Genomic DNA, 16,864 nt, shown 5'->3' on the forward strand with positions numbered 1-16,864 from the left:
CATGTCCGAATTGGTTCCAGATAAAGCCAAGGTCTCCCCTTTCCTCGTTTTTTTCCTAATCCATTCTGCGCAATTCGGCGTTGGCGTCCTCGGTTTTCAACGGATTATCGCAAAAAATGCCGGTTATGACGCGTGGATTGCTGTCCTGATCGGTGGACTTGCCATCCACCCTGTTATGTGGATGATTTACAAAATGGCGGGGATTGCCGGCGGGGACCTGATCTCCATTCATCAATTTGTATATGGGAAAACATTTGGAAGGCTCATCAGCCTGCCGTTCATCATTTATTTCACTATATATAGCACAGTGACATTGAGGACGTTTGTCCAGATTGTCCAGGTGTGGATGTTCCCTGATATAAGCACATTCTGGCTCGGGCTGGCATTTCTCCTGCTGGTGATTTACGTCATCGGTGGCGGTTTCAGGACGATTACAGGAATCGTCTTTTTCGGCATCGTGCTAACCATTTACTTATTATTCATTTTTATTTACACGATTCCAAATTCTGATTATGCCGATCTGCTGCCAATATTGACACATTCTTATAAGGAGCTAGGGCTGGCCGCATTTAATATGTCACTCACCTTTATTGGCTGGGAGATTGTTCTTGTATTTTATCCGTTTATCAAAAATGCCCCTTCGTCGCTTAAATGGGCACAGCGAGCAGTTTTATTCACAACGCTGGATTATGTGTTCATCACAATTATTTCATTTGGCTACTTTTCCGAAGGGCAGCTTCAGAGAAATATATGGGCGACCCTGTCGATGTTTAAAATTGTTCAAATGCCATTTGTAGAACGGTTCGAATATATCGGAATCGCGACCTGGACGCTGATTATCCTCCCAAATGTATGTCTCGGGCTCTGGGCTGCCTCACGTATTTTGAAACGGACATACCGGATCAAACAGAAATATAGTATTTATTTACTCGCCGCCCTATCTCTTGCCATAATGCTTCTCCTTGAAACCAGGGAGCAGGAAGCGGTACTAAACACAGCCTTTGGCAGGACTGGCTTTTTTCTCAATTTTGGTTATTTACCTTTACTTTTTTTCGCTGTATTAATTGCAAGGAAGGTGAAAGGCAATGGCAAAACCTAGATCAATCATTCTTCAATCTTTTTGTGCCGCGATTCTTTTAGCGGGATGCGTGCAGACGGAAATTATCGATGATGTCCGGCTAGTCACCGGGATAAGCTTTGATGCAGGAGAGGGAGATGAGGTTGTTGGTACTGTTCTGATTCCTTACTATATGCCAGATCAAAAAATTGAAAATAACACACTGACAACGACTGGCACACCTAGCCGCGAACTGTTCACAAAATACCAGGAAATGTCTTCAGATCCGGTTGTCGGCGGTTCCCTGGAGGTAGTGTTGTTTGGAACGGATTTTGCCAAAAGGGGAGTTTATCAAGTATTGGACTCACTCCAACGCGATCCGGGGATTGGAACTAACATTTATTTAGCAGTTGTCGACGGCAACGCCCAGGAAACCCTCGAAGGCAAGTATGGGAAACGTGGAAATTCCTCTTTTATTTCCGAGCTATTGGACCACAATATTAAATCACGTGATCTGCCAAAGACAAACCTGCATCTCTTTATTTCTGATTATTATCAAACAGGAAAAACGGCCTTTCTCCCCATCATCAAGAAGAAGGATCCTACTACTGTTCAATTGAGCGGCATTGCGTTAATGAAGGATGGGAGACTTGTTGACAAAATATCACGGCAGGATATGTTTTATTTTAAATTAATGATTGATAAATACCGGGGAGGAACGGTCACGGTTGATTTGCAAAAAAACAAAGCCCTTATTGAAAGCTTAAAGACCAAGTCCAAAAAAAAGCTAATTAGCAGAAATCCTTATGAAATTGACGTAAACATAGAAATCAAAGGTTATCTTCACCAATATACTGGCCATCACCTTAGCAAAAAAGTTCTCAAGGAAATCGAACGCGTCGCGGAAAAGCAAATCCGAATGAACTGCACCCGGCTCGCCCAACAATTTCAGCAAGAAGGCATCGACCCAGTCGGCTTTGGCCATTTTGTAAAATCACGAACTCGCGGTTTCAGCTACACAAACTGGAAAGAAAACCAATATAAAAACCTCAAAATTAATATCAAACCAAACGTAACCATCACCGAAAGCGGCGTCATCGAGTGAGGCAAAGGAAAATACCATTGCCTCACTTTTTGTTCATACAGGCTAGTCCGTTATTCGGGTATGTATTTTCCAATCCCGTAAATATTAACTATATATCATGATTGGGCAGGAGGAACTGGTTATGAGCTTCTTTAAAAACAATCGCCAAAGTCCAAAACCCATAAAACACAAAAATGATGATCAGAAAGGGCAAAAGAGTGAAGATAAGCGTGAAGCTTTCTACAGGGACTTAACTAGCAATAGAAACCGAATGGAAGAATTGTTTTTTTATCCAACCAACGATGCTTTGAAATTCAGGGAGCTGGATGCTCAGCCAATTAATCGAAAAGTAATGATTTTATTTTTGGCCGGTGCTGCAAACACCGAAACGATAAATGAGAATATTATTAAACCGTTGCTCCAATCGCCGCCTTATACAGGGAATCGAAGTAATCTAAAAGACATAATGAAAAATATCTTGACTCTTTCCAGCGGCCAGCCGATTACCACTTTCGACAAGGCTGTACATGCGTTGTTGAATGGCAGCACGGTCATTTTTGTTGATGGCGAGAAGGAAGCTATCGCAGTTGATACGATAGGATTTTCGAAACGGTCCATCTCTCAACCTACATCAGAACTGGTCATTAAAGGTCCAAAAACTGCTTTTGTTGAATCTGTTGATGTGAACCGCTCCTTAATCCGCAGGCAGTTGAAAGACCATCGGCTTATTTCGGAGGTTGTTAGCATCGGAAAGGAGTCTCCACAAGAAGTTACCGTCCTATACCTTGAAAACATAGCGGATAAGAAACTCGTAAAAAACATAAAAGAACGGTTGGAACAGGTTGAAAAGGATGCCGTTCTGACTCTTTCTATTCTAGAAGAATTGATTGAGGAAAGGCCCTATTCCTTATTTCCAACCTGTCTTACGACTGAACGTCCGGACAGGACTGCTTCATTTTTATTGGAAGGGCATGTAGCCTTGCTAGTTGATAATTCTCCTGATGCGCTTATAGCCCCGGTTACGTTCTGGTCCCTTTTCCATACCGCTGAAGATCATTTTCTCCGCTGGGCATATGGGAATTTCGCAAGATTTATCAGACTTGTTGCAATTTTTTTAGCTTTATTGATGCCTTCTATTTATCTGTCTGTCACGACTTTTCATCCTGAATTGATTCCGACTGACCTTCTGCTCGCCATTGCAGGGACAAGGGAACGGGTTCCGTTTCCAGCCTTTTGGGAAGTTTTATTGATGAGTCTTACTTTTGAAATTTTAAGGGAAGCGGGGATACGCGTGCCAACCCCTCTCGGGCCGACAATCGGAATCGTCGGAGCCCTGATTCTTGGGCAGGCGGCCGTCCAGGCAAACCTTGTCAGTCCCATGTTAGTCGTAGTAATTGCGATTACCGGACTGTCCACCTTCTCCATTCCTGATATTGGACTTAGTACAATGGTGCGTATGTTAAGTTTCATGTTTGTCATAGCAGCCCATTTTTTAGGGTTTATCGGGATTGCTTTAGGAATGGCGATTCTTCTAGCTTATGGCGTATCGATCCATTCATTCGGGGTTCCTTTTTTTTCTCCGCTCGCCCCCCATTGGCCTTCCTCCAAGGATAAATTATTCCGAACTATCATTGGAAAGGAATGGCTGCGCCCATTATCATTGAGTCCGCGGAAAAGCAGAAGAATTGAACCTGAAAGTGGGGAGCAGTAATGATACGCTTGTCAGACGGCAAGTTGGGAGCAAGAGAAATATTCGGCATCCTATATATCATGTTAGCCATCAGAGTAACAGATACAACCCCGAATCTGTTGCTTGAACATGGAATAAATGCAGCCTGGATCATGCCGATCCTTTCCGGCCTGTATCTTTTCTTTTCGCTGCTGTTTCTCTTCTCTCTTTTGAAAACTTATAACATGGGGCTGCTAGATATTATTATTGATCTGACAGGTCCATATATCGGGCGCTTGATTATTTTAGTTATGTTTGCAATTGTCTTTTCATCGTTAACCATTAATAGCAGAACATATGCCGATATTACCATTGCTGTGTATTACCCGCATACTCCTGTTCTTTTAATCCTGGTGGTATTGATTCTCGTTTCTGGTTGTTTTATTGCCCGGCTGGGACTGCTGACGATTGGTTCCGCCTCATGGCTCGCGGCTGTTAGTATTTTTTTTACTTCGATCATGTTACTTATCTTGGTTCGCGACAACATTCATTTATCTTTTATTTTTCCGATAGCCGGACCCGGTTCTCTGGAATTGCTGAAGGATAGTTTCCAATATAGTTCGTTTCTGGGAGATATCATTCTTGTGGGTGCCGTTTTCTCCAAGGTACGATCCTACTCTGCTTTCAGGACCGGAGCCTTATGGGGATTTGTGCTTTCAAGCTTAAAAATGACCAGTTTTTTAGCTGCCTATATTATGGTTTTTGATTACCCAGCTGTCAGAAACATCGTTTTCCCTTACCACCAATTGGCAAGAATGGCAATGGTCGGATCGCTGACGATCCATGTTGAAGCTGTATTCTTATATCTGTGGATGTTCGGGGCAGCACTCCATTTCTCTGCATACTTATATATTTCAGCATTTCTTCTGCAAAAAATTATAAACACCAAAAAGCTCGGACCTTTAATCTTTCTTTTGGCTGTTTTGGCCGTCTCCCTTGGCCTTATCCCAGATAATTTTTTTCAGGGATTTAAAGCAAGAGAACTGCTGCTGAAATTTTCCTCTGTATATATTTTTGCTCTTCCTGTTCTTTTATGGAGTATTTCTCGTGTGAAATGGAGGCTAAAAAGATGAAAAGACGTTGGATTCTTTTTATATTGCTCTCCTCCATCTTTCTACTGCCAGGATGTGATGACAGGCAGGAACTGGAGCGCCAGGCATTTATTGTCGCCATCGGACTTGATAATGGAGGAAAAGATAATTTGGTGAATGTAACTTTCCAGATCTCCAACCCTCAGGTAAATACATCCCAGGTCGCGGATGCCTCGAAAGAGCCGCCATCAGACATTGTGACAGTCACCGCGCCAGATCTTTTTTCAGCAAAGGAACTCGTTCAAAGCTCTCACTCACGCAAAATTAACTTTTCTCATTTACAGGTGGTGATCACTGGAGAGGACTTTGCCAAAACGGATCGATTTTCCCATATAATTGGTTCAGCAATTATTGATCCTGAAATTAGAAGGCTGTCTTATTTGATTGTTTCAAAGGAAGAGGCAAAAGACTTTATTCACGCCAATAAATCGAAATTGGAAACACGCCCCCATAAATATTATGACTTTATGGAGCAGAGATGGATATCTACCGGTTATGTCGCTCCATCGCATTTGAATAATGTGTTACAGCGCTCGAGAGACGAGCTTGTTTTAGCTATTTATGCAACGACCGAGCGAGATGAACACGTCGAGATGAATGAGGATTCTTATTTGTCGGGCATGGTTCCCCAGCAATCAGGAGACCCAGCCCAAATGATCGGATCCGCCGTTCTGAAGAACCGTAAAATGATAGGCACCTTAAATGGAACAGAAACTAGAATGTCACTGCTGCTCAGGAGCCATTCCGAGACGAAATCAATGATTGCCTCTTTTACTGATCCAATTAACAATGATTTCCGGATTTCAGCACGCCTATTAAGGAAGCGGCACACAAAAATCCGCATCAATACAAATACGGATCCAGCCATAATATCTGTAGAAGTGCCTTTAAAGATCCAAGTCTCTTCCAATCCTGCCCTCATTGATTATACTTCTACGAAAGAAAAGCAAAATAAGCTAACACAATCAATCGAGCGGCAATTACAGAATGAAGCCATGGATCTGATTAAAAAACTACAGGAGAAATATAAGAGTGAGCCCTTCATTTGGCATGCCGAAGCAAGAAAAAATTTCTGGACGATGGACCAATTTCAAAAATACGACTGGGACAAACAATTTCAAAAAGCCAAAGTCGATATAAAGTTTGACATAACTATCGAAAACTTTGGTGAACAGTTAAAGCCACCATCCATACGATAACTAGATGTGTTCTATTCGACCGCGGGGATGAAAAACCAAGCCGGTGGGCGTTTAGAAGTCTTCTGCAGGATCGAAACCACCTCCCTGCGGGAAAGCCTCTCACCCGAGCTTAGTGGTTGGCATGATGGCCTGTTAGATGCTGGGCCACGGTTGAAAACACTTCTCGTGGAGCCAATAGGAATTCAATGAGGTATCCGCCATGTTTTTGGATTTTACTGCAACCTCCTGCAAGTCAAAAAAAGGTGCCCGGCATATAGCCAGGGCACCTTACTCTTTGGTTGAGAACATGTATTTTTTATAGTGGTAGCGGATGGAAAAGATGAGCGCGATGGCGAGCATGTTGCCCATTAAGGAACTACCGCCATATGAGACGAAGGGCAGCGGAATTCCCGTAATGGGAAGAAGCCCGATAGTCATGCCAATGTTCTGGAAAACGTGGAACGTGATCATCGAAATGACGCCTACGCAAAGATAGGTGTAATAGTTGTTTTTTGTCTCCATTCCGACTTTTGTAATGTGATAAATGAGCAAAAAGAACAACGATATCAAAATACTTGCCCCTACGAAGCCGAATTGCTCGCCGACGACAGCAAAGATGAAGTCGGTGTGGCTTTCGGGAAGATACACTTGCAGCTTGCCGAACCCTTTCCCTTGCGTCTGGCCCGATCCGATTGCGAGCAGCGAACGTGTCAACTGGAATCCGGTTGAACTCTGGAAATTATACGGGTCAATCCACGAGTAAACCCGCCCGAATTGGTATTGATGAAAGCCGAAATACTTCTCGAGCCATTCCGGTTTCCAAATGACAAGATACAGGACGCTCGCTGCGATTGCGGAGCCACCAGCGAAGAGGGGAACGAGAAGTTTCCAGGTGATTCCGGCAATGAAAACCATCCCCATTAAAATTGCCAGCAGGACAAGTGACGTACCAAGGTCAGGTTGCTGCATCACAAGTATGAATGGCGCCAGCGTCACAGCCCCCAATTTTGCCAAAAGGAGGAAATCGGTTCCAATCGACTTGATCGGATACTTCTCATGATGGCCCCATGTCACTTTTGAAAGTGCCATTACGACGAAAACCTTAACAAACTCTGATGGCTGGAGCGATCCTAGGCCTGGCACTTTGAACCATGACTTCGCGCCATTGATGCGAGGGGCGATCGACTCGGGAGCGATGACAACCAGAATCAACAGGAACAGTCCAAAGCCGTACGCATACCAGGTGACTTTTTTCAGCTGGTCGGAATCAAGCGTAATGACGCCGGCGATTATCCCGCAGCCGACCCCATACCAAAGAATTTGTTTAAAAAGAAAATTGCCCGTATACTGCCCCGAACTCTGGGCGCTATATATAGATATGCAGCTCGCCAAAAACAGCAGCAGCACAATAAAAGCTAAATTATAATCAAACTTCAACTGATTCTTCATTGTAATAAACTACTCCTTTACCTAATTCCGCTTGGGAACGGGGTGAGGCGTGGGACGGTTCCAGTGCTTCATTCGGTGTTGAAAGAAGCAGCAGACCCGTCCCTCTGCTTCTTTCTCGGAAAGGATTTTTCTTAAAAGTTTTGTGGTGTTACAATAGTCCATTATATTTTTTTTGGAGTGAAATCTCAACTTGCAGTCTGCTGTTGGGTAAAATTGGCTAGGTAGCAGTGATATTTCCTGCTGGTTCCCTCTTTGACGACTGCTAAGGCCCGGTTGAACATCTTTTTGTTTACTTTCGTTCTTGACGGGCGGGAAACCAAGAAATTACAATGAAAATGCGATTGCTGGAAATTCATGTATGCTTGCTCGCGCCCGGACTCTTGCACTCATTTCTATTGTTTACAACAATTGCATACATATTAGGGACTAGCATCCTGGTGCGACTGTTTAACACTATTGTAGCTCCTTCATCCACACGTCCCACCTGCTGGCGCGCCATTTATTTTATTCCCATTCGAACTCATTTTGGAGGTAAGCAATGTTAACGAAAATTGAAGCGTTTATACTCGGGGTAATCCAGGGACTGACGGAGTTTTTGCCAATCAGCTCAACAGGGCACCTGTATCTTGGAAGAAATTTATTCGGCCTGCAGGAAGCCGGGCTGCTGCTCGATACGATGCTCCACGTTGGTACCCTTGTAGCGGTCTTCGTTTTTTACCGTCATGAATTTCTCAAAATCCTCCGCAACCCTTTTGGAAAGCTGACATGGCTCCTCGTCGTCGGAACAATTCCGGCGGTTGCCGTCGGCCTTTTGCTGAAGGATTATATTGATGAAATTTCGAGGACAGGCTCAACGATCGGCTGGGAATTCCTCGTGACCGGCTTGTTTTTATGGATGGCGGATAAGATTAAAAATGGCCGAAAAAAGATGGACGATATTTCGTATAAAGACTCATTCATCATTGGACTTTTCCAGGCGGCGGCAATCATGCCCGCGATTTCCCGCTCTGGATTCACCATCGTAGCGGCGCTTTGGAGGAAGCTCGACCGCGAGACTGCGGCATACTTTTCATTCCTCCTGTCTACTCCGGCAATCGTCGGAGCCGTCGTCCTCCAGTCCTTCGATCTGATGGAGGGCGGAGGCGAAACCATCTCGCTTTCCGCGCTTGCAGTGGGAATTATCTCTTCGGCGATTTTCGGTTATATCGCCGTCAGGTGGATGATTGGATATCTGCGAAATCATTCCTTAAAACCCTTCGCTATTTATGTCTGGGTTTTGGGCGTCATAGTCCTGTTCTTTCAGTTTACAGGCCAGTTTTAGAAGTTTAATACCGTTAGTTTGAATTGTACCCGCCTTGGATTTTCCAGGCGGGTGTTTTTGCAGAAGAAAGGTCTGGGGAGATTATTTGAAGGGACAGCGAAAAAAGTGTAGTTCTTAATAAAGAACAAAAAGGACTGGCGAGGCCCAGTCCTTTTCATTTTACTTTCTATTTACTGTTTCAATACACGCTTGGCACCAACATAACGGTCCTTCCAATATTTCAAATCCATTGACTGGATGGAGACGCCTTTAGAAGTAGTGACCGCGATGAATTTATTTTTGCCAAGGTAGATGCCTACGAAGGAAACTCCTTTACCGCTTGTATTAAAGAAAACGAGATCTCCTTCTTTCAGATCTTTCTTCGCTACCGCTTTTCCTACTTTGTACAGATCATTGGAAGTGCGCGGAAGATTGATCTTTGCAGCTGACTTTTTGTAAACGAATTGAGTGTAACCGGAAGCATCGAAACCTTTCGTAGTTGTTCCGCTCCATTTGTACGGAGTGCCGACATACTTCTTCGCAAATTCAGTTACTTCCTGGCCCCACGAAACGGAAGCCTCCGCCTTTTTGGCAAAAGGAGCAAAAAACATTGAAATTGCCAGCGCGAGAACTGCTCCTCACATGATAAAACTTTTTGTTAATTGATACCGTACTGCCATTTTGATGACCCCCATTTTTATTATTTTGTTTGTTACATCACAATAGTCGATGAGAAGGCAGGCTCCGTTTCAGTTTTTTCACCTGAAGTGTCCGACATTAAATTTGCCGGGGAACGACAAATTTCCCAGGAAATAAGCACGGAGTCTCCTTCCGCTCGCAAAAAAGAAGCAGGATCTGAAATCCTGCTTCTTAGCCGTTAGTCTATTGAATTTCTTCTTATTCACAAGCTTCAAAAAGATTCCGTCGCATTTTTTAATCTACCGTTACTTTTCCTCTTGCCATCTCACGGGCTGAGGCTGCCGCTTTTTCCTTCGCTGCTGCCATGATTGCCGGAACTTCTTTCGGGAAATGGTCAACGCCTTCCGCATAAACCGTATCAAGAACATCCATGCCAAGGAAACGGAGGGCGGTAGTCAGATACTGGTCACCGAAGTTGAAATCCTTCAGCGGGCCTTCGGAATAGATGCCGCCTCGTGTCTGCAAATGAATCGCTTTTCGGCCTGTCAGAAGGCCACGGCGGTTGCCTGGATCAGGATCGAAGGTTTTCCCGGCAATGAACAGATTATCCATGAACGACTTCAGGATGGCTGGCGAACCAAGGTTCCAGATTGGGGACACGAAAACATAATAGTCATTGTCAATAAAGCGGTCGGCAAGCGCGTGCATCGCCTTGATCTGCATCCTCTCCCCTTCGCTCAGCTCCTCCATTGTTTTCCCCATGAAGCTTAGTTTCGCGCGGGCATACAGCATATCCATATCAATTGTTGGAATTTCCATATCATAAAGGTGCATATGTGTGATTTCCACATCAGGCTGCTCCTGCTTGAACGCATCGATAAACGCCTCGCCAAGCTGCATCCCCTTTGAAAATTTGCTGTCCGGCTTTGGAGTAGCCGTAACATAAAGAAGCTTCGCCATCAACATCCCGTCCTTTACATATATTTCAACCTATCCTAATAGTACAGTAAAACCCATCTGTGATTCGTTGAACAATCGGTGAAGTTCTTGAACATTATGTGAACGCATCCGCCCATATCCAATTTTACAATCCGTGCGCGGAATTCTTGAGGGTTGCAAATGATATTCTAACATCTTCATCTAACTGCATGGAGCAGTGCGATTGCCTGTTTTACTCCACCAAACCAAATGAAACTTAACGAAACTCAACAAAGTTTAACGTTTTGTCACATTTCCCACTTCCACTTGTTGCTAATTTGGATTACTATTAAGCTATCATATAAATTGGCCCAATCGTATGACTAAAAATTTTATCGGAGGAGGCTTCATTTGTGGACATGAAAGCGTATACGCCAGATGAAGTAGCCAAGATATTTCAGATTTCAAAGCACACTGTGTATGAGCTTATTAAGCGCGGCGAGCTTCAGGCGTTCAAAGTTGGCAATAAAATGCGCATTGAGCATGAAGAAATCGAGCGCTATAAGGAAAGCATGATCGCTCCGGCCCGCAAGCCAGCGGCCCAAAACGCCCAGCCTATCGAACCGCGGCAGCTTCATGCCCGCCTTGCCGGCAGCCATGATTTCCTAGTCGAACATCTTGTCAAGGAAACATCCGCAACGCTCGGCATGCAAATCCAGCCTACATACATCGGCAGCCTTGAAGGACTGATGATGCTGTACCGGAATCAGGCCGATATCGCCGCGATGCATCTGCTCGATCCGGCTTCTCAGGAGTACAACCTGCCGTTCATTAACCAACTGTTCGTGTATGAAACGATCAGCGTGATGCGTCTCGCTTCGCGGGAGCAGGGCTTCATCGTGGCAAAAGGAAATCCGAAAGGGATTAGCGGATTCGACGACCTTGTCCGCAAAGATATCCGGTTCATCAACCGGCAAAAAGGATCTGGCACGAGGTTCCTGCTTGATTCAAAGCTTCTCGCCGGCGGAATCAGCCCGGCGGATGTCAATGGCTATGAAAACGAAGAATGGACCCATCTTTCGACCGCCTCGCATATCAGCAGGGGCAGCGCCGATGTCGCGTTCGGGATCCGGTCGGCCGCGAGCCATCTCGGCCTTGATTTCATCCCTGTGGCAAAAGAACAATTTGACCTCGTCTTCAGGTGGACCGATGATAACCGCGAAATGCTGGGCAAGCTGGTGGCATTTTTGCAAACAAAAGAATTTAAAGACAGCCTTTCAAACCTCGAAGGATATGACATCAATGAACTCGGCACAATGATTTACGAATCCAACCAACCACAACTGGAGGAATCTGCCAATGTTTAAAAAACGCTTTTTATCTGTATTTATGATCGCCATGCTGCTTCTTTTGGCCGCATGCTCGTCAGGTTCGACAAATGCGTCGAAGCCGGCTGACAAAGAAAAGGAAAAGCCTGCGGACCCGCAGCAGGAAGTCATTCTGGCAACAACAACTAGCACCCAGGACAGCGGTCTCCTTGATGTCCTCATTCCTGAATTCGAGAAAAAGTATAACGCCGATGTAAAAACAATCGCAGTCGGCACCGGACAGGCGCTGGAAATGGGCACGAAAGGCGAAGCCGATGTCCTCCTCGTCCACGCTCCTGAAGCGGAACAGGCTGTCGTCGATGCGGGTGACGCCATCAACCGTAAGCGCGTTATGTACAATGACTTCATCATCGTCGGTCCGAAGAACGACCCAGCCGGCATCAAAGGCCTGCCAACAAAAGATGCTTTCAAAAAGCTCGCTGAAGCAAAGGGCATCTTCGTTTCCCGCGGGGATGATTCTGGCACACATAAAAAAGAACTCGGTATCTGGAAGTCCATTTCTGTAGAACCATCCGGCGACAACTATGTTGAAAGCGGCCAGGGCATGGGCCCAACGCTGCAAATCGCATCTGAAAAAGCAAGCTACACCTTGACAGACCGCGCGACTTACCTTGCACAGGAGAAAAACCTGAAGGATTTCGAAATTGTCGTTGAAGGTGACCCTGACCTGCAAAACATCTATCACGTCATGCAGGTCAACCCTGAAAAACACGATAAAGTCAACGCCAAAGGCGGCGAACAATTCGTCGAATTCATGGTTGCCGATGATACCCAGAACATGATCGAAGAATTTGGCAAAAAAGAATATGGCCAATCGCTGTTCTTCAAATATACCGAGTAATTTTGCGAGAATGGGCCTTTTACCCGTGCTAGTAACTATGCGAGAATTGGCTCGGCTCATATAGGATACTTTCTCAACATTGGATTGAATTTTGCAAAATGTGCCTGGCTCTCGCTTAGTAATTTTGCAAAAATAGTCCTTTGGCTTCCATCTATGAAAATTAGTAAACAGGAATCCCTTATCCTGATACTATAGTGTTCCCTTACATTTGCCCCCGTTTTCGCCAAGGACGGGGGCATCCCTATTTAATCCTTTATCGTTTTGTAGTTTAATTGAAGTAGAGCCTAAGCCAGCTTTGGATGGCTCCAAACGGGTTTTATTTAGAAAAACACTTACTTTTACATACAGAAAGGCCTGGCTGCGATGGATTTGATCATAGATGGATTTCAAAAAGCGATAGAAATGATCCTGTCCGGCGACAGGGAAATTCTCGGAATTACCTTGCTGACATTACGGGTGTGCTTCCTTTCCATTCTCGTCAGTACACTGATTGGCATTCCGTTCGGGATGCTCGTTGGCCTCACCCGCTTTCCGGGCAGGAGTCTTTTAATGGTGTTCATCAACATCGGCATGGGCCTCCCCCCTGTTGTCGCAGGCTTGACGATTACGCTCATGCTCTGGCGCTCGGGACCGCTCGGCGACCTGTCGCTTCTCTATACGCCGACCGCGATTGTCCTGGCACAGATCCTTGTGTCTCTTCCCATTGTCACCGGCCTGACAGCATCTGCATTCCAAGGCCTCGATCCGAAGCTATTTTTGCAAATTAAAGCACTCGGCGCAACAAAGCTGCAATCTCTCTTTCTCTTGCTGAAAGAGGCGAAAATTGCGATACTGGCGGCGGTCATGGCAGGCTTCGGGCGTGTAATCGCTGAAGTCGGCGCCGCGATGATGGTCGGCGGCAACATCAAAGGCGACACACGCATTTTAACGACAACCATTGTCATGGAAGTTTCGAAAGGCAACTTCGACGTCGCCATTGCCCTGTCCTTCATCCTGATGACCCTGGCGTTCATGATCACCTTTTTCCTGACCACCCTTCAGCAAAGGAAGCGACCGCTATGAAACCGTATCTGCACTTTCGCGATATTAAACAATATTTTGGCAAAAGAAAAGTGTTGGATATCCCCGAGTTTTCCATCTCCGGGGGTGAGTTTCTCGGTGTGATGGGCCCAAACGGCGCTGGAAAGAGCACTTTTCTCAAAATCGCGTCCTTTTTGGAAACCCCATCGGAAGGCACCATATCCTATCAAGGTGTGGAGGTTCCGACTGGAGGCGCGCCGCTTGAACTGAGAAGAAAATTCTCCATTGCCCTCCAGCAGCCACTCCTGCTCGACACCACCGTCATGCAAAACATCGCGGTCGGACTGAAGCTGAGGAAAGTTCCGCGCGCGGAAATCTGGCAGCGAGTCGAGATGTGGATGGACCGATTCCAAATCAGCCACCTTGCCCGGAAAAACGCCCGCTTCCTGTCTGGAGGCGAAGCCCAGCGTGTCTCTCTTGCACGGGCGATGATCATCGAACCGGAAATACTCTTTTTGGACGAGCCGTTCTCCGCGCTCGACTTCCCGACAAAAATCAAGTTGATGGAGGATTTCAAGGGAATTTTTGCAGATGCGGGCACGACCGCCATGTTTGTCAGCCACGACCTGGCCGAAGTCAAATTCCTTACCTCGCGCCTCGCCATCATGGTCGGCGGCGAAATCAAACAAGCCGGCCCCACACGCGAAGTGCTGGCCGACCCAAACGACGAAGCCGCCGGGTTTCTGGAGGTATGGAAGAGGTATAGCGTTTAATCTATCACACTTAAACTACGAATTCTCCCGCCCCGCTTATAGAGTGGGGCTTTGTGTTTCTTAAGGGTCTGGTTTCTTAACTGAAGAGGGAATTCCCTACGTTGAGAACGATCCTATTCGACCGCATGCCCAATTTTTCCTCGCCCTGGTCGTTGAGAACGCTCCTATTCGACCGCACTTCTGATTTATCGGAGCCCCGGTCGTTGAGAACGCCCCTATTCGACCGCACTTCTGATTTTTCTGCGCTACTGTCGATGAGAACGATCCTATTCGACCGCACGTCTGATTTTTCCGGGCTACGGTCGTTGAGAACGAGTCTATTCGACCGCACGTCTGATTTTTCCGCGCTACGGTCGTTGAGAACGCTCCTATTCGACCGCACGTCTGATTTTTCTGCGCTACGGTCGTTGAGAACGTTCCTATTCGACAGCATGACTGATTTCTTCGAGCTGCGGTCGTTGAGAACGTTCCTATTCGACCGCACCTCCGATTTTTCCGCGTCTCGGTCGTTGAGAACGCTCCTATTCCACCGCTCGACTGATTTTTCTGTGCTACGGTCGTTGAGAACGATTCTATTCGGCCGTACACTCAATTTTTACTCCCCCGCAGTCTTTGAATAGCCCTACTAATCTTAGAAACACAAACTTCTCCCTCTGCCGTAAATGTAAAGTACCTTTATTTTGCCAAAAGGCGTTTGACCTATTTCAGTTGAGGGTAGGTGTAAGGTTTAGTACATAATAGATTGTGAAAAAGGAGCGAATCATGAGGAAAGCAACACAAGTTTTTTGGTATGCATTAGTTATTTCATTAATTGTGGTGGTTTGGGGCGTTTTGGCGCCCAAAAATTTAAGTTCATTTACTTCTGTTTTAACGGGGTTTATTTATAGGGATTTTGGATGGTTTTATTTGCTGCTCGTCCTGGCGATTCTTATTTTCTGCGTTTACTTGATGTTTTCCCGTTTTGGCAGCATTAAGCTCGGGAAGCCGGAAGATGTTCCCGAGTTCAGCCGGTCGTCCTGGTTTGCGATGCTTTTCAGCGCCGGGATGGGGATGGGACTTGTATTCTGGACGACGGCCGAACCGATTTCACATGCGTTTATCAGCAGTCCGATCGCCGCTGTCGGCTCAGATGAGGCAATCAAGGATTCTTTAAAATACTCGTTTTTCCATTGGGGCATCCACGCGTGGGCGGTTTACGGGATTGTTGGGCTCGTTCTAGCCTATTTCAAATTCAACCGCGGGGCGCCGGGTCTGATTAGCGCGACCCTTGTACCGCTTTTCGGAGAAGAACGGATGCGTGGCCCGCTCGGAAAATGGATTGATGTTCTCGCTGTTTTCGCAACAGTCATCGGCGTGGCGGCGACACTCGGTTTCGGATCCGCCCAGATTACCGGCGGTCTCCACTTCCTATTCGGGACGCCAAACGCCTTTTCGGTCCAGTTGGTCGTCCTTGCCGTTACAACCGTCCTGTTTATTTGGTCAACTTGGTCCGGGATAGGCAAGGGGATCAAGATGCTGAGCAACCTCAATATGGGGCTCGCGGCGATTCTGGTCGCGCTTCTCTTTTTTGCAGGTCCGACGATGTATATTTTAAATATATTTACTACGACACTTGGCAGCTACATTTCGGACTTTTTCGAAATGAGCCTGCGCCTTGCGCCGTTTAACGAAGACAGGCAAAACTGGATTAACAGCTGGACGATTTTTTATTGGGCTTGGTGGATTTCCTGGGCACCGTTTGTCGGCATCTTTATTGCCCGTATTTCAAAAGGCCGCACAATCAAAGAGTTTCTATTTGGCGTCCTGTTTCTGCCTTCGCTCGTCTGCTTCATTTTCTTCGCGGTCTTCGGAGTTTCAGCACTGCGTTTGGAGCAGCTCGGACTTGCAAAAATTTCGGAGTTTTCGCTGGAAACCTCAACGTTTGGCGTGCTGGCCGAATATCCGCTCGGAACAATTATGTCGTTTCTGACCGTGTTCGTCATCGCAATCTTCTTCATTACTTCAGCGGATTCAGCGACATTTGTCCTCGGTATGCTCAGCACAGACGGACTTCTTAACCCATCCAATTCTGTCAAAATCGCCTGGGGGCTCATCCAGTCGGCAATGGCGGCGGTCGTCGTTTACTTCGGCGGCACCCAGGGCCTGCAAAATATGCTGATCATCGCAGCGTTCCCTTTTGCAATCGTGATGATTCTAATGGGAACTTCCTTTGCGAAAGCCATAAACACTGAAGTGCCCTCACGCGCGAAAAAAGAATCGCTAAGAAAAAGGGCGGCTTCGCAATAGCTCATTTTCCATGGCTGTGGATATATCGAAAAATAGTATAACCTTTTTGTGGATACCACTCTGAATAACCAGGGTGGTTTTTCTTTTTGTGCAAAATCCTTGGGAATAACA

Annotated in this window: 14 protein-coding genes; 11 read left to right on the forward strand and 3 right to left on the reverse strand. The window is 46.1% G+C overall.

From position 1 onward, the window contains the following. Position 1: 1 nt before the first annotated feature. The 5 genes from BN1002_RS18060 to BN1002_RS18080 all read left to right on the forward strand — a co-directional run bounded on the left by BN1002_RS18060 (position 2) and on the right by BN1002_RS18080 (position 6,160). Complete coding sequence (locus BN1002_RS18060; RefSeq protein WP_048826903.1) at positions 2–1,099, forward strand: GerAB/ArcD/ProY family transporter; 1,098 nt, start codon at positions 2–4, stop codon at positions 1,097–1,099. Beyond that, positions 1,086–2,162 carry a Ger(x)C family spore germination protein gene (locus BN1002_RS18065; protein WP_048826904.1) on the forward strand — a complete coding sequence of 359 codons (1,077 nt, stop codon included), beginning with the start codon at positions 1,086–1,088 and terminating at the stop codon, positions 2,160–2,162. The genes BN1002_RS18060 and BN1002_RS18065 overlap by 14 nt, the downstream gene beginning before the upstream one ends. Positions 2,163–2,283: 121 nt before the next feature. Further along, positions 2,284–3,852 (forward strand): spore germination protein, encoded by a 1,569-nt coding sequence (locus BN1002_RS18070; protein WP_048826905.1) that lies wholly within the window; start codon positions 2,284–2,286, stop codon positions 3,850–3,852. Then, positions 3,852–4,943: a GerAB/ArcD/ProY family transporter gene (locus BN1002_RS18075; RefSeq protein ID WP_048826906.1), complete on the forward strand. Its 1,092-nt coding sequence runs from the start codon at positions 3,852–3,854 to the stop codon at positions 4,941–4,943. Before BN1002_RS18070 ends, BN1002_RS18075 begins: the two co-directional genes overlap by 1 nt. Then, a complete protein-coding gene (locus tag BN1002_RS18080; protein WP_048826907.1) occupies positions 4,940–6,160 on the forward strand; it encodes a Ger(x)C family spore germination protein in 1,221 nt (406 codons plus the stop codon). The genes BN1002_RS18075 and BN1002_RS18080 overlap by 4 nt, the downstream gene beginning before the upstream one ends. A 267-nt stretch (positions 6,161–6,427) precedes the next feature. Here the strand turns inward: BN1002_RS18080 and BN1002_RS18085 are convergent, their stop codons facing one another. Then, entirely contained in the window at positions 6,428–7,588 is a 1,161-nt protein-coding gene (locus BN1002_RS18085) for an FtsW/RodA/SpoVE family cell cycle protein (RefSeq protein ID WP_048826908.1), read from the reverse strand. Between the two features lie 538 nt (positions 7,589–8,126). On the opposite strand from BN1002_RS18085, the gene BN1002_RS18090 reads away from it, so the two are divergent. Next, positions 8,127–8,909, forward strand: coding sequence for an undecaprenyl-diphosphate phosphatase (locus BN1002_RS18090; RefSeq protein ID WP_048826909.1), 783 nt, complete (start codon positions 8,127–8,129; stop codon positions 8,907–8,909). Between the two features lie 170 nt (positions 8,910–9,079). Here the strand turns inward: BN1002_RS18090 and BN1002_RS18095 are convergent, their stop codons facing one another. Together BN1002_RS18095 and BN1002_RS18100 are read right to left on the reverse strand one after the other, a co-directional pair. Then, a complete protein-coding gene (locus BN1002_RS18095) occupies positions 9,080–9,499 on the reverse strand; it encodes a C40 family peptidase (RefSeq protein ID WP_048826910.1) in 420 nt (139 codons plus the stop codon). 322 nt (positions 9,500–9,821) lie between these two features. Continuing rightward, the gene (locus BN1002_RS18100; RefSeq protein WP_048826911.1) at positions 9,822–10,487 is read right to left on the reverse strand and encodes an FMN-dependent NADH-azoreductase; all 666 of its coding nucleotides are present in this window, start codon (positions 10,485–10,487) and stop codon (positions 9,822–9,824) included. Between the two features lie 377 nt (positions 10,488–10,864). Between BN1002_RS18100 and BN1002_RS18105 the strand changes: the two genes are divergently transcribed. The 5 genes from BN1002_RS18105 (at position 10,865) to BN1002_RS18130 (ending at position 16,753) form a co-directional block, all read left to right on the forward strand. Next, positions 10,865–11,812: a helix-turn-helix transcriptional regulator gene (locus tag BN1002_RS18105; RefSeq protein WP_231575118.1), complete on the forward strand. Its 948-nt coding sequence runs from the start codon at positions 10,865–10,867 to the stop codon at positions 11,810–11,812. Next, complete coding sequence (locus BN1002_RS18110; protein ID WP_048826913.1) at positions 11,805–12,674, forward strand: ABC transporter substrate-binding protein; 870 nt, start codon at positions 11,805–11,807, stop codon at positions 12,672–12,674. Before BN1002_RS18105 ends, BN1002_RS18110 begins: the two co-directional genes overlap by 8 nt. Before the next feature lie 363 nt (positions 12,675–13,037). After that, on the forward strand, positions 13,038–13,736 hold the full coding sequence (locus BN1002_RS18115; protein WP_048826914.1) for an ABC transporter permease: 699 nt from the start codon (positions 13,038–13,040) through the stop codon (positions 13,734–13,736). Next, positions 13,733–14,467: an ABC transporter ATP-binding protein gene (locus tag BN1002_RS18120; RefSeq protein ID WP_048826915.1), complete on the forward strand. Its 735-nt coding sequence runs from the start codon at positions 13,733–13,735 to the stop codon at positions 14,465–14,467. Before BN1002_RS18115 ends, BN1002_RS18120 begins: the two co-directional genes overlap by 4 nt. A gap of 762 nt (positions 14,468–15,229) precedes the next feature. Beyond that, entirely contained in the window at positions 15,230–16,753 is a 1,524-nt protein-coding gene (locus tag BN1002_RS18130) for a BCCT family transporter (protein WP_048826917.1), read from the forward strand. Positions 16,754–16,864: the final 111 nt, after the last annotated feature.

It is taken from the genome of Bacillus sp. B-jedd, assembly GCF_000821085.1.
GTDB lineage: Bacteria > Bacillota > Bacilli > Bacillales > Cytobacillaceae > Bacillus_D.